This window comes from Paenibacillus puerhi, assembly GCF_009846885.1.
Lineage (GTDB): Bacteria > Bacillota > Bacilli > Paenibacillales > NBRC-103111 > Paenibacillus_G > Paenibacillus_G puerhi.
The window spans coordinates 11,667-27,391 of the sequence record NZ_WUWM01000052.1 but is presented as its reverse complement, the minus strand read 5'-3'; the positions used below and the strand labels follow the sequence as shown (position 1 = coordinate 27,391).

Sequence of the window (15,725 nt, the reverse complement as noted above, 5' to 3'; positions counted from 1 at the left end):
GTAATCGCCATCCAATTCTTAGTCATGAATCTGGAGAAGCGACTTCGGAGTCTCTTTTTCGTTTTTTTCACCCTTTTTCGATTTAACACATTGCGCTTTATAAATTGAGTTGTTCAGCAAGCCCTATTTAAGCGATATGGCCAAAGCCAATGCTCCGTTCGGGGAAGGAACGCCTTTCTACAAAGGCTTTTCGCAGATTGCCGATTTCTATAATGCCGGCGTCATGGGCCCGGATCCTCTCGGTATCGGCTGGGATCAAGCGACGGATCTCTTCGTTTCGAAGAAAGCGGCTGTTGTCGCGGCCGGTCTCTGGTTCCTTCCCACGTACGAATCCAAGGTCGGCAGCGCAGACGATCTGGCCGCATTCCCGATGCCATACCGTCAAACGAAGGATACGCCGCTCAAGCTGATGACGTTCACGGATCATTTCTACGGGATCAGCAATTCCTCGAAGCACCAGGACGAGGCCAAGGCTTTTATCGAATGGTTCTATTCGCCTGAGGTGTACCAAACCTACCTGGATCAGGCTAAGCTGGGCTCCACGTTCAAGGGTGTCGAGGCCAACGTGCCGTTCCTGAAAGCGTTCAATGAGCAATACAAGCCGGCCCCATTCCTTTATATTCCGGGCGACGGGGCTTATACGGAGCTGTCCAATTCGATTCAGCTGGATGTGAAAGCGCTGGGCCAGGAGATGATGTCCGGCCGTAAGGTTGCCGATATCGCCAAGGATCTGAATACGAAGTGGGAAAAGGCCAAAAACAACAAGTAAACGAAAATGAGAGAAGCGATAAACCGGGGAAGCATGGATTAGCTTCTCCGGCTTACGCTGCGGAGGAGTACGGATGAGCTATACGCTGCAAAAAAAAATCGTCGTCGTCTCGTTTTTATTCATACCGGTTGCGCTGCTGCTGCTGTTCCTGATTTATCCGACGATTAAATTGTTCCAATTCAGCCTGACGGATTGGAACGGCGTCTCCAAGAGCTTCAGCTACATAGGGCTCAAAAATTATGCCGTTGCGATGCAAACCGATGCGGTATGGAAGGCGCTGTTCAACAATTTCCGCTATTTTATCATTCACGCCCTTTTTATTCCGCTGGAAATTATGGTTGCCGTCTATTTAAACAACAAAATCAGGGGCAGCCTTTTTTTCCGTTCGCTTGTCTTTTTACCCTATATCTTGAATGGGGTTGCGGTGGCCTATATATTCAGCTATTTGTATAACCCGATTAACGGACCATGGAACGGGCTGCTCGAATGGATCGGCATGGAGGCACTGAAGCGGAATTGGCTGAGCTCTCCGGAAATCGTCAATTATTCGCTCATTGTCGTGTCCCTATGGCGATTCAGCGGCTTTCACGTCATTTTGTTTTTGGCGGGACTCCAATCCGTTCCGAAGGATTTGTACGAAGCGGCGATTATCGATGGGGCGGGACCGTTCCAAAGGTTTCGTTACATCACGGTGCCGGGAATCAGCAGGGTGATCGAGATCGTGCTGTTTCTTAACGTGCGCGGGGCGCTGCAGGTATTCGATATTCCGTTTCTGATGACGCAGGGCGGCCCGGGTATGGCGAGCACGACCTTTACGGTGTATACCATTCAGACGGCGTTCAAGTATAACAACTACGGGCTCGCTTCCGCATTGGCCGTTATTTTGATGGTGCTCATTATCGTGTTCAGCTACCTTCAAAGCCAATTATTTAAAGGGAGGACGGAGTAACGGTAATGAAGACAACCTCTCCCGCAGCCGCTATCGTCAAGCAAAAGGTACGAACTACCGTCTCGTTGACCGCAGTTTATCTGCTGTTCGGGATCATCAGCCTGATCGTTCTGTTCCCACTCGGGATTACAGGCTTGACCGCTTTTAAATCCAAGCAGGATCTACTGTTTTCTTCTCCGCTTGCGCTGCCATCCACCTGGCAATTTGTAAATGTAAAGACCGCTTTTGAGAAAGGAAATATGCTGACCGGCTTCAAAAACACCGCGATCCTTGTTGGGGTGAGCGTTGTGCTGAACACGATTCTCGGTTCGATGACCGCGTATATTTTGAACCGGTTTCAATTTCGGATGAAGCGGGTCATTATGGCGATGTTTGTCGTCGCGATGGTTATTCCGTTCTACACGACGGAAGTTTCGCGATTTCAGATTATTAAAGCTTTAGGCTTGTACGATTCGATCTTCGCGCCATTGCTCATTTACGCCGGTACGGATTTATTGCAAATTTTTATCTTTCTGCAGTTTATCGAGAAGATCTCAAATCAGCTGGACGAGAGCGCCATGATCGACGGAGCCTCGTATTTCAACATTTTTTTCCGAATCATTTTTCCCTTGTTGCTCCCGGCTTCGGCAACGCTCGCTATTATTAAATCGGTAGACATTATGAACGATATGTACATCCCTTATTTGTATATGCCCTCCAAGGAGCTTCATACGCTGTCGACGGCGCTTATGAGCTTTGTCGGCCAGCGTTCCTCGGATTATGGCCAGCTTTCGGCAGCCATCCTGATCGTTCTGATGCCTACCATCGTTATTTATTTGTTTATGCAAAAATTCATATTCTCCGGGATTACCGAGGGATCGATTAAAGGTTAACCATGTACATGAGGAGGGCTTATGAAATGAAGCTTAGAAAAAGCATGATATATGCATGCCTGGCAACGCTTTGCTCAGGCTGGATCGCGCCGAATTCGATAGCTGCGGCTGAGAACGTGATGGCCCCGGCTGCCGCGACTCCTCCCAAGCTGATTAGCGTCGATCCAAGCTACCAGCATGCGCCGTTCGAAGGCTTCGGTACGGCGCTCGTCTGGTTCGCCAACATCACGGGAGGATGGCCCGAGGCGAAGAAAAAAGAATTGGCGGATGCTTTGTACGGGCAGCAAGGCCTTGAGTTTAATGTGGCCCGGTATAATATCGGAGGCGAGGATGCGCCTGAAACGACACCGTATATGCGTAAAGGAGGCGCGGTGCCCGGCTACTGGAACCGGCCTGCCGAGGTAGCGCCCGGCACGGAAAATTGGTGGGATCCCGGCAATCCGAATCACTGGAACTGGACCAAGGATAAAAATCAGCTATGGTGGGTGCTGGCCGCTAAGGAAAGAGGCGCTACACAGTTTGAAGCGTTCTCCAATTCCCCGCCCTATTTCATGACGAAAAGCGGATACGTCTCGGGCAACGCGGTCGCTACCGAAAACAATTTGAAGGATGATCAATACGGAGCTTTCGCCGGCTACCTGGCGGAGGTCGTTAACTATTTCAAAACAACGATGGGCGTAGAGTTTCAAACGTTATCTCCCGTCAACGAGCCGAATACAAACTATTGGAAGCAGGGGGGCAGACAGGAGGGCTCCCACTGGAATCCGGCCCAGCAGTCGAGAATGATTACGGAGGCTCGCATGGCGTTAGTACAGCGGGGGCTGAATACGACGATTGCGGCCATGGATGAATCCAGTCTGGATACCTTCGTAACGAACTGGAGCCAGTATACCATGGAGACGAAGGCGGACATCGGCAGGCTGAATACGCATACCTATGGCGGCTCCAAGCGGACGTCCGTCAGGGATATAGCCAAGGGCTCGGGTAAAAATCTGTGGATGTCGGAGGTCGACATCGGTCCGTCCGGGATTCCGCAAAACTTCAATGACATTCGTCCGGGTCTCGCTCTTGCGGAGCGGATTACGACCGATATCCGCCAACTGGAGCCGAGAGCATGGGTGACATGGCAGGCTATCGAGGACAGCGTGAATATGGATGCCCAGCATGAGAATATGAACTGGGGATTGATTCAGGTCGATTTCGCTCCTCAGGACCCCGGTCAGGTTCAAGTGAATTACAACAAGAAGTATTACACCATGGGGAACTATAGCAAGTTCATACGTCCGGGCTACCGCGTGATTGCTTCGGATAATGGGGATACGCTAGCTGCCATCGACCCTAACAGCGATAAAGCGGTTATCGTATATCGGAACGGTTCAACGTCCCAGGAAAGCTTGGAGATTGATTTGAATCGCTTCGGAGCTATAGCTGCCACGGCTTCGGCGACTCCTTATGTGACGTCGGCCCAGGACAACCTTGCTCAGAAGGAAGCGATCGCCGTTCGCAATGGGGTTCTAAGCGCCGGTGTTCAGCCGGAATCCGTAACTACCTTTGTCCTTACCGGGGTGTCTGGCGTCGATACGTCCAAAATGCCGCTTCTTGCAAGCCGTGAATATCGACTGGTGAACAAGCATAGCGGTAAAGCACTGGAGGCGATCCCGGCGTCCGGCGCAAGCTTCTCCGACGTCGTGCAGCAGCCGAGCTCGGCAGCCCAAAGCAATCAAAGCTGGAGATTGGAAAAGCTGACCGCCGGGTACGAGGCGACCGCCTCCTTTAAGATCGTCCATGCGTCAAGCGGTCAAGTGTTCGGTGTCCAGAACGGTATCGGCGTCCTATCCGAATGGACGAATGCCGCTTCGCAGCAGTGGATCTTCTCTACGTTCGGCAATGGCGAGTATACGATCATTAATCGGGAGAGCGGCACCCTGCTCGAAATCGGCGGCTTCTCTACAACCAACGGCGCCAAAGCAGGAGCCTATGCGGCCAATGGCGGCGCCAATCAAAGCTGGAGATTGGTCAGGGAGGCTGTCGTGGATCAAATCCCGCCCATCAAGATGACGACCCCTGTGGAAGTGATGCCTTCACTTCCCGATCAGGTGGTCACCGTGAAAGATGACGGGACGCGCACGAATGCAGCGGTTCAATGGGACGCGATCGATCCGGACCAGCTGAAGCAGAAGGGCAGCTTTACCGTGGAAGGCGCAGTACCCGGCACGGCGCTGAAGGCAACGGCTGTCATTCAAGTAGAGAGTGTGGCGGCGATTGAATCCGTGCTGTTGAAAACCGTCATTCATCAGCCGCCGGCTCTACCGAATCTGGCGCCGGTAACGTTCGAGAGCGGGGCTAAAGGAATGATTCCCGTCAGCTGGCCGCAGGTAAGCTCGGAGCTGTATGCGGCGATTAACAAGTTTAGCGTCGAGGGGACTGTGCCGGGAAGCGGCTTGACGGCAGCCGCTCGGGTTCAGGTCACGAACCGCATGGAGAGAAATGTGGCGCTTTCCGTACCGAATCAGACTTATCCTGCCGTGATCGCCTCCTTTACAAGCGCTTATGACCAGGCGGCGCATCTGAATGACGGCATCGTTTCGTTAAACGATAATCCGAAAAATCGCTGGACGAATTGGGTGAGCGGAAGCGTGCGAGCCCAGGATTGGGCAGGGATTGAATTTGGGACAGAGCGGCTGATTCATGAAGCCCGGCTGCAATTTTACAGCGATAACGGATGCGGAGCTCCGGCTTCGCTCGAATTGCAGCGCTGGAACGGCACCGACTGGGTTGCCATTCCGGGAACCGCCGTATCGGGAAGCAGCGTGCAGATGGATTTGACGATTTCTTTCGATGAGATCAGCACCTCCAAGCTGAGAGTGAATATGACTTCTACCGGCAGCAAGTGCATCGCCATTACAGAAATGCAAGTCAACGGTCTTGTTCCCGTGCTTGGCAACGATTCATCGGCTGATAACCTGTTTGTTAACGGTCAGGCGGTACCTGAGTTCCATTCGGATGTAACCAGCTATACCGTAGTGCTGCCTGATTCAACAACCCAGGTGCCGGTGATCGGCGTTTCCACGACCGATTGGTTTGCGTCGTATCTGGTTCAGTACCCGGCCTCGCTGCCTGGGGCGGCGACGATCCTGGTGACTTCCGAAGACGGACAAAGCTCTTCCGCCTATCAAGTGCGATTGGTTACCGATTCGAAGCCGCAGCCGGAGCTTGCCGCCGAGTTAACGGCTCCGACCGCGGTATTCACCGGACAAACGTTTAATTTGATCTATGGGTTAAGCGAAGCCGCTGCGGCAGTTTTTGCGCAAGATATTATTATTGAATTCGATGAAGGCCGCATGGAATTTATAGAAGCCGAATCGATGCCGGGGTCGGCATTTGCCGTTCTTGGTTATAAGCATACTCCCGGCAAGCTTCGATTGCTTGCCGCCCGTCTGGGGAATAACCAGGGGAATGAAGGCCATGCACGGATCAAGCTATCTTTCCGTGTCAAGCAGGATGCGGCCCATGGCATGTCTAACATGACGGCCAGTCAGGTCATCGTTTCTGACGGCCATGGGGTAGAAACGAGCCTTGCGGGAGCGGCATCCGGCGTCCTTGTAACCATAGCCGGTGATTTGAATCACGATAATCAACTCACGGTCGCCGATCTGGCTATACTCGCCCATCATTATGGGAGAACCATGAACGATGCCGAGTGGGAGCTGCTCCTGCACTGCGATACGGATCGGAACGGGGTCATCGATATTGTAGACCTTGCCTGGCTCGCCAAGCGAATTCTTGAATAAACCGGACAAAGCTGCTGCGCCATAATGAATGACTCGCCCAAGCACTAGGACTCTATACCTCGGCTTGGGCGACGTTTTTTTGCTAACTAAAGAAAGTACACTTTTCAACAAAAGAAATTCCATTGAAGCGTTCTGCCCTGTCAAGTACTATGGAAGTCAAGTAGGGATGTAAGTGCTTACATGGTGCGAAGGACAATGGAATAAGGAGAGGCAGGTTAGCAAATTGATGAAACGTATGTATAAGATGCTCTTGGCTTCCTCGATGGCAGTCGGCTGTCTATTCAGCGCAGCAAGTGTGAATGCGGTGGAGGGGGCCGAAGCGGAACATGCGGTTTTAACAGCGGACGCGTCCCCGAATTTGCTCCTATGGTATAAATTTGACGAAACAAGCGGCTCGACCGTAGTTGATTCGTCCGGGCGCGGGTTCGATGGAACTTATGTGAACACGCCTGCCTTCGGGACCGGCGTCAACGGAGGATCGTTTAAAATGTCGGGCGGGGCATCCAATTCGGCGACGGCGCCCTATGTGAAGATTCCAAACGGAATTTTGAAGGACAGTACGAATATGACCGTCTCTGCGTTCGTGAAATGGAACGGTGGAGCAATTAACCAATGGCTGTATGCCTTAGGTATCGACAGCAACAAGTATTTGTTTGCAACGCCGTCGACCGGCAGCGCGATGAATGCGGCCATTACGAATGTGAACAGTGCGTCCTCAGGTCAAGGCTACACGGCCGAGCAAAGGTTTGGGGCCCCGGCTCCGCTGACTGCGAACGTGTGGAAGCATGTGGCGGTCGTCCTGAATTCCGATACGCAGACGGCTGTGCTGTATATCGACGGAATTGAGGCGGGGCGCAATACGAACGTTACGATCAAGCCGTCCGATTTGTACAAGGCAACGAATGATTACTCCGGTTATATCGGGAAATCATTCTACCCCGACCCGTATTTTGCCGGAGAGGTCGACGAATTCCGCATTTATAATACGGCCTTGAGCGCTTCCGACATCCTCTCATTGTCTGGAAATACGGCGGCGATCTTGAATGTCGAGCTTGCGCAGCAGAGAACGAAGGCTTTGATGAATGCGGATGCTCGTAAAATAACGATGGTCATCCAGCATGGAAGCGACATGACCAAGCTGGCGCCAAGCTTTACCTTGTCGGAGGGCGCGACGATTAGCCCCGCATCCGGATCGGTTCAGGATTTTACGCATCCGGTGACGTACACGGTGACAGGCAAGGACAACAAAGTGCAGCAGTGGACGGTGGAAGCGAAGCTTTACAACAATCCGGCACTTCCAGGCTTGTATGCGGACCCGAATGTGGTCGTGTTCGATAATAAATTCTATATTTATCCGACAACCGACGGTTTTCCGGGCTGGTCCAGCTCCAAGTTCAAGGTATTCTCTTCGGATAATCTGGTGGACTGGACGGACCACGGCGTGATTCTCGATCTGCCGAGGGATACGACTTGGGCGCCGGGCAATGCTTGGGCGCCTGCGGCTGCCGAAAAGAACGGCAAGTACTATTTCTATTTCAGCGGGGCGCAAAATATCGGGGTAGCGGTGGCGGATTCGCCTACGGGGCCGTTTGCCGATCCTCTCGGCAAGCCGCTGGTCGCCAAAGGCAGCTTCAGCGGTCAGATGATCGACCCGGCGGTGTTCACCGACGATGACGGTCAATCCTACTTGTATTTCGGCAACGGAAGCGGGTATGTCGCCAAGCTGAATGACGATATGATTTCGTTAAACGGTCCAGTGAAGGATATAACGCCAAGCGGTTTCCGGGAAGGCTTCTTCGTCTTCAAGCGCGAGGGAAAATATTATCTGATGTGGTCTGAGAACGACACCCGGGACGAAAATTACCGAGTGGCTTACGCGATCGGCGATTCGCCTATGGGTCCGTTCACGAACAAAGGAATTGTTCTGCAGAAGGACCTGTCTCTTGGAATCAAAGGAACCGGACATCATTCCGTCGTTCAAGTTCCGGGCAAGGACGAGTACTATGCGGTCTACCACCGCTTCGCGATTCCGCATGGAGACGGGATGAACCGCGAGGTAGCGATCGATAAAATCGAGTTTAACGCAGACGGCAGCATGAAGCCGATCGTGCCGACGCTTGCGGGAATTGCTCCTGTCAGCGTGCCGGGCGGTCCGGTCAACACGAGCGCTTCATTAACGGGACCGGACAGCGTTACGAACGGCCAGTCTTTTGATGTGACTTATGCACTGAGCGGCGCAAAGTCGAACGTTTATGCGCAGGATGTGACGATCGCTTATGATCCGCATCAGCTGGAATTGGTAGACGCGCAATCTGTTGACGCGGGGTGGAGTATGCTCAGCGTGTCACAGCCCGCTATCCCGGACGGCACAGTGAGAATCATCGCGGCAAGCATCCTCCCCGGCCATCAGGTGAATGGAGAGCTGATCAAGCTGACCTGGAGGTCGAAGGCTTCCTCAAGCGGCTCCGCTACGCTGGCTTTGACGAACGTGACGCTCGGGGATGACAGCAGCAAGGAAGCAACCGCAGCCGGAGGCAGCTACAGCGTACAGATCGGCACCGCTTCGATCCCGGGAGATATGAACGGCGACCGCAAGGTGACCGTCGGGGATTTGGCGATCATCGCCTCGTATTACGGCCGAACGTCGAATGACCCGAACTGGTCCGCTATTTACAAGAAAGCGGATATGAACCAGGACGGTGCTATTGACATTGTTGATTTGAGAGCTGTTGCGAGTTTGATTCTGAACTAGATCCGTAGGCGGGATAAAGGCTGCCCCTTGTCGTCGCAAGGGGCAGTTTTCATGTAGACCGGTTCAGGCTATTACCCGAAATTTGCACAAAAAATTATAATAAATTAAAAAAAAAACACATGGAGTGCGGATAGATTTAACTTTAAACTAAAGCTAGGCTTACCTGGGCAAAAAACAAATAGACAGGGGTGCTATTAGGACGAATAATAAGCATGTCCTATGTAAGCGGTGTCAATAGGAACGGTTGCCATCATCCGTTTCACGACAGGCAGTACTGGCTTTAGAAGGAGCTTGGACATTATTCAGCGGGGCAGGTGGGCGTCATGAGACGATATGTGAACATGTTCTTAACTTTTATAATCGCCTTAGGTAGCTTCGCGGGTATCACGCCGCGAGTTTCCTATGCCGACGGATCCGATAATAGTGCCGGAGCAGGCGCATCGGTCACCCAATCCGTATACAAGGCCGTTTATGCGGACAATGGGCTTGTGCTTCACTACGATATGAAAACGACGGAGGAACACGCCGGGGAAATCAAGCTCAAGGACGTCTCCGGCGATGGGCAGTTCGACGGCAGGTTTAAGAACCCGGCTAACGGCCAGCTGGTGAAAAACAGCGAGGTTGGCTTCGTAGGCTTTAACGGAGGAGCGGCAGCCAGCAGCAGCGCTTACGTCGAAATCCCGAAAAGCGCGAACGGAGCCGATGTGCTGCATGGATTGAACGCCTCGACGGTATCGGCTCTGGTCAACTGGGAGGATGACGGCGCGAACCGTTGGTTTTTCGGCTTCGGGACGGTTCACAGCAACATCGAAACCGGAAATAAATACTTTTTTGCTACGCCCCGTCATGGAAGCAACAATACGACAAAGCCTATTGCATCGGGAATATCCAAGTCCGGCTGGAGAAACGAAGCGCTTGTGCCGGGCCCTTCCATGCTGCAGCCCGGCAAATGGAAGCTCGTAACCGTCGTCTTCTCGGAAGCTGCCGATACGATTACGATCTACGTGGACGGCGCTAAGGCGACATCCGGTTCGGCCAAGGGGATCAAGCTTTCCGAGGTTATTGATGCGAGCGCCGGCTTTTCAGGCTTTCTCGGCAAGTCCATCTTCCAGAATGATCCGTATCTGAAAGGGAATATAGCCGACTTCCGCGTATATAACCGGGCTTTCACGGAGCAGGAAGTGACCACCCTGTATAACGAAGCGGCAGCTGCGATTCCCAAGCTGCATCAGCTGACGCTGGATAACGCGAAACATACATTGGAGCTCAGCGCATTTATGGCCGCAGGCGCTACGAGCGCAAGCCAGCTCACGAAGAGCCTGACGCTGCCGGCGAGCTTGAAAAACGGCGTCGCCGTCACCTGGAGCTCCAGCCACACATCAGTGATCGCCAGCGACGGCAAGGTGACGCGGCCAGCGGTTCATCAGCAGGATGCGCAGGTGGAGCTGACCGCACATTTATCGTATGAAGGAAAGACGGCTCAGAAAGTATTTTCGGTCACGGTACTGAAGGAGTTCTCCGACGATAGCGTAGCCCAATATGACGTATCGAAGCTGACGATCCCGAATATGAACAATATTAAGGGCAACATCAGACTTCCTTCCGTGGGGGAAAACGGCACGGCGATCACCTGGACGTCCAGCCATCCGGCCGTGGTGCTAGGCTCCTCCGAGGCGGCGGGACAGGCGGCGCTGCTCGGGAAGGTCGTTCGCCCGGCTGCGGATACCGCGGTCACCTTGACGGCAACGGCGACGAAGGGCGGCGCTTCCGCGCAAAAAACGTTCGTGCTTACGGTGAAGAAGAAGCCCGCGCCTCTGACTTACGACGCGTATTTCTTTGCCTATTTTACAGGCGAGTATGAAGGCGGAGAAGAAATTTCTTTTGCCACGGCGCAGGATCCATTGAAGTGGAGAGCTCTGAATAACGGCCAATCGGTCATTAAGTCTACGCTTGGAGAAAAGGGTTTGCGCGATCCGTTCATTATCCGCTCTCCCGAGGGAGACAGGTTTTTCCTGCTTGCCACCGATTTGAAGATGGGGGAAAGCACCAATTTCGACCAGGCGCAAATTACGGGCAGTCATTACATAATGATCTGGGAATCGGAGGACCTCGTCAACTGGAGCGAGCAGCGAATGGTAGAGGTTGCTCCGAAGAAGGGCGGCAACACCTGGGCTCCGGAAGCCTTCTATGATGAACAAACGGGCGAGTATGTCGTATTCTGGGCCTCTTCCATGAAGAAGGAGGACACCTACGGCAAGTACGCGAACGGTCGTCCGAACGGCCAATATAATGTCATGTACTATGCGACGACACGCGATTTCTACTCGTTCTCCGAGCCTAAAGTGTTCATAGACGAGGCGTTCCCGACGATTGATACGACAATGCTTCAACATAACGGTACCTTGTACCGGTTCACCAAGTCGGAAGTGAATTTCCGTCTGTACTATGAAAAGGCGAACAGCATCACCTATGACAAGGACGGCATTGCGGCCAACGGCTTTCAGTTCGAGCCGATAGCCGGAACGCGAAGCGGCAACCAGGGCTTGATCGGGCATGCCGGCAATAACGAGGGACCTACGGTATTTAAAGATATCCATGAGGATAAATGGTATATGTTCCTCGATTCATGGCCTTATCATGTTCGGGTATCGACGAATCTGGAGGACGGGGAGCAGTTCAAAACCAATCTGCTGCTGGAATCCTCTTATGCGCTTCCGCCCGGTCCGCGCCACGGCACGGTCATCCCGATCACCGCTGCGGAATATGCAGCCTTGCAGGCAAAGTACGGCGTTGCGGGGCCGGCGCCTTCCGCAGCACCTGTCGTTCACTATACGTTCGATCCGCAGGACATGTCGGGAACGACGGTCAAGGACGTGTCGGGCAACGGCTTCGATGCCCAGCTGAGGGGCGGCGCGCAGATGAACCAGACCGACAGAGTAAGCGAAAGGGGCGCCTCCATAGAGCTTGACGGCTCGACGGGATATGTGGAGCTGCCGAAAAACCTGATCAAGAACCTGAACCTGGAGAAAATGACCGTCTCCACCTGGTTCAAGGCCGATGTGAACAAGCCGAATCAACGCCTGTTCGACTTCTCCTCGCCGACGGGCCGAGCAGTGAATCGGAATACGATGTACCTGAGCACGCAAGGCGACACAGGCAATCTGGAGTATGCGATCGTGACGCCGTTTACCGAGAAGTTCGCGAATGAAGCCTCGACGCTTGGAGCAGGTTACAAGTATGCGGTGCGCAGCACGACACCGGCCGCCAAGGCTTGGCATCATGCGGCGATTACGCTGGATAATTTCGACGCGGTCTTATATGTGGACGGCGTAGAGGTATCGAGAAGCTCGACGTATAATGTAGAGCCACGAATGCTCCTGGATACCGCGATGAACTACCTGGGGAAATCGTGGAACTCGGCGCACGGCTTATTCGACGGGAAGCTCGATGATTTCCGGATTTACAACCGGGCCTTGAGCGCTGCGGATATTGCCGTACTAGCGGATGAAGTAGTCCCTCCTCCGGATGGGACAAATCCGGCTCACGCGGAGCTGCTTCTGCATTATGATATGAAGGATATAGACGGAGCCGTACTTAAGGATCAGAAGGGCGCTTTCCATGGCAATTGGGTCAATCCCGGCAACGCCGAGTGGCTTCACCAAGGGGAAGCGGGCGCTCTAAGCTTCCAGGGCGGTTCAACAAGCTCCTATATCGAGATACCAGCAGGAGTGCTGAACGGATTGACGGACGTTACGGTTTCCTCCCTGGTGAACTGGAAGGGCGCCAGCACGAATGAATGGATGTTCGCTCTAGGACAGGATAGCAACAAGTATTTGTTCGTGACGCCAAGAGGCGGAAGCAATGTGGCGCGCACGGGGCTGGGCATTACGAGCTGGAACAATGAAGCAGGCGCGAATTCGACCGCAGCTCTCCAGACGAACGAATGGAAGCTCGTAACGACGGTTATTTCGGGTACCGAGCAGAAGATTACGTTCTATGTGGACGGCGTAGAGGCCGGAACCGGCTCGACCAACGGATACACGCTGCAGCAAATCCATAACGGAACCGGCCGTAGCGGTTATATCGGACGCTCGTTCTATGCGGCGGATCCGTATTTCGGCGGTATGATCGCCGATTTCCAAGTGTACAACGGGGCGCTCACAAGCGCTCAAGTCGGCGCTCTCAAGCAGGCTGCCGACCTGAAGATCGGAAAGCTGAATGCGCTGAGTCTGGCGCAGGCGGCGAGCAAGCTTGATTATGCGACGATCCTCGGAGCGAATGCAAGCAAGGATGCGATCAAGACGAATCTTACTCTGCCTGCGGTTGGAGAGGGAGGAGCAGTCATTACTTGGGCGTCGCAGGATGAGACGGTCATCACGAACCAAGGCGTCGTGAACCGCCCCGCCTATGAGCAGGGGGACCGCACGGTCGTCCTGACGGCCACCTTATCCGATGGCGCCCATACGCTCGACAAGTCGTTTACAGTAGTCGTCGTTCGCAAGCCGAAGGATACGGACGCCGTCCTGTGGGATGCCCAGGCGCTCAAGGTGCACAATATTCACGATGTCAGGGGCAATCTGACGCTGCCGGTATCGGGAGCGAACGGTTCTACGATTGTGTGGGTCTCTGAGCAGCCTGGCGTGATCACCGCAACGGGAGAAGTAACCAGACCTGCGAGCGGCGGCGACAAGCAAGTGAAGCTGACGGCTACGATTTCGCTGAACAATGTCTCGATGACCAAGGGCTTCGTGGCCACGGTTCGTGAGCTGCCGAAGGCCGAGGCGTACCAAGGCTACGCGTTTACTTTCTTTACGGGTGAAGGTACGGCGAACGGCGAGCAAATCTACTTTGCGTTAAGCCAAGGCAATGACCCGCTGCGCTGGCAGGAGTTGAATAACGGCAATCCGGCTCTGACTTCTTCCCTGGGTGAGATGGGACTGCGGGATCCGTTCATTATCCGTTCGCCCGAAGGCGACAAGTTCTATTTAATTGCAACGGACTTGAAAATTTACGGTAACGGGAACTGGACTCGAGCGCAGCAAAGCGGCAGCCGGTCGATTATGGTCTGGGAATCCACGGATCTGGTCAACTGGTCGAGCCAGCGCATGGTCGAGGTTTCTCCGCCCGAAGCCGGCAATACGTGGGCACCCGAAATCATGTATGACAAACAGCGCGGGGAGTATGTCGTGTTCTGGGCCTCCAAAATTTATCCGGACGCCACAAGAACCGGAAGCACCTATCAGAAGATGATGTACGCCACGACCCGGGATTTCTACACCTTCTCGGAGCCTGCGGTATATATGGATTACGGTTATTCGATTATCGATACGACGATGATTGAGCATGACGGTCTTATTTACCGGTTAACGAAGGATGAAAGAGGCAATTCGTCCTCCTCGCCTAACGGAAAATTCATTTTCCAGGAAGTAGGGGACTCGGTGCTCTCCGCCAATTTCACGCCTATTAAGGAGGGGATCGGCAAAGGCTCGATCAGCGCAGGAGAAGGACCGACGATATTCAAATCCAACACGGAAAACAAATGGTACCTGTTTATCGACGAGTTCGGCGGGCGCGGCTATGTGCCTTTTGAGACGACGAACCTGGCTACCGGCGAATGGACGATGTCCGCCAATTACCAGCTTCCGGCGAGGCCTCGCCACGGTACGGTCATCCCGGTGACCCGGACGGAATACGATAAGCTGCTTACGACCGTTCCGCGGGTCAAAGTCCCGGGCAACGAGGTCAGCGTAACGGGGGTCTCGCTTGACGCCGCCAAGGTGGAGCTGGAGGTTGGCGCGAGCAAGCAGCTCAACGCCATCGTAGCTCCGGCGGGCGCTGCCAACAAGACCTTGGTATGGACCACCAGCAACGAGCAGGTTGCCATCGTCAATGCTTCGGGACAACTGACCGCCTTGAAGGCGGGAACGGCATATATTAGCGCTGCTACGCTTGACGGTGCTTTCTTGGCTGTAGCGGAAGTGACCGTGGGTCCAGCTGCCGCCTCTACACTGCCGCAAACCATTGCCTCAGCGGAGATAGCGGTCAGCGAAGCCAAAATCAGCCCGAAACGTTACGGGCATTACCCGCAGTCTGCCGTTGATACGCTGCAAGCGGCGATCGCTGCAGCCAAATTGGTAGCCGGTAACCCGGGCTCAACACCGGAACAGCTTGCGTCCGAGGCTGTCAAGCTGACCAACGCGATGGTCGTGTTTAAGGGCTCCGTAAACGCCACGGCCGCAATCGGCGACCTGGGGTATATGGCTGCCAGGTACGGAATCACCTCCGCAAGCAACGAATGGCCTGCTGCCGCCATGTATGATATCAACAAGGACGGTAAGCTGGATTTGATCGACCTCAGGGCCATAGCCCAGATGATTTTGGAGTAATTGCAATGCCCTCATGCCCTCATGCCATGCCAAACCGGCAGGCTTGAGGGCATTTTACATGTCACCCTATGCTGCCTGATCGGATCGGCTTTTATTTCTAATGGGCAGCGAACAAATAAATATACTTTTAAAAATAAAAAAACCTCCTTTCGTCCAGCAGCTTTATTATTCAACGAAAAATTACAAAAAACGACGAAGGAACTCCG

Annotated in this window: 6 protein-coding genes; all 6 read left to right on the top strand. The window is 53.7% G+C overall.

Annotated elements, in window-relative coordinates:
* The first annotated feature begins 136 nt into the window (after positions 1–136).
* The 6 genes from GSF01_RS28265 to GSF01_RS28240 all read left to right on the top strand — a co-directional run bounded on the left by GSF01_RS28265 (position 137) and on the right by GSF01_RS28240 (position 15,519).
* Positions 137–769 carry an extracellular solute-binding protein gene (locus tag GSF01_RS28265; protein ID WP_159888608.1) on the top strand — a complete coding sequence of 211 codons (633 nt, stop codon included), beginning with the start codon at positions 137–139 and terminating at the stop codon, positions 767–769.
* A gap of 73 nt (positions 770–842) precedes the next feature.
* Positions 843–1,718 (top strand): carbohydrate ABC transporter permease, encoded by an 876-nt coding sequence (locus GSF01_RS28260; RefSeq protein WP_159888607.1) that lies wholly within the window; start codon positions 843–845, stop codon positions 1,716–1,718.
* Between the two features lie 5 nt (positions 1,719–1,723).
* Positions 1,724–2,590 carry a carbohydrate ABC transporter permease gene (locus tag GSF01_RS28255; protein WP_159888606.1) on the top strand — a complete coding sequence of 289 codons (867 nt, stop codon included), beginning with the start codon at positions 1,724–1,726 and terminating at the stop codon, positions 2,588–2,590.
* A gap of 26 nt (positions 2,591–2,616) precedes the next feature.
* A complete protein-coding gene (locus tag GSF01_RS28250) occupies positions 2,617–6,381 on the top strand; it encodes a glycoside hydrolase (RefSeq protein ID WP_159888605.1) in 3,765 nt (1,254 codons plus the stop codon).
* A 226-nt stretch (positions 6,382–6,607) separates the two neighbouring features.
* Positions 6,608–9,133, top strand: coding sequence for a family 43 glycosylhydrolase (locus tag GSF01_RS28245; RefSeq protein ID WP_159888604.1), 2,526 nt, complete (start codon positions 6,608–6,610; stop codon positions 9,131–9,133).
* A gap of 323 nt (positions 9,134–9,456) precedes the next feature.
* Complete coding sequence (locus GSF01_RS28240) at positions 9,457–15,519, top strand: immunoglobulin-like domain-containing protein (RefSeq protein ID WP_159888603.1); 6,063 nt, start codon at positions 9,457–9,459, stop codon at positions 15,517–15,519.
* Positions 15,520–15,725 lie beyond the last annotated feature (206 nt).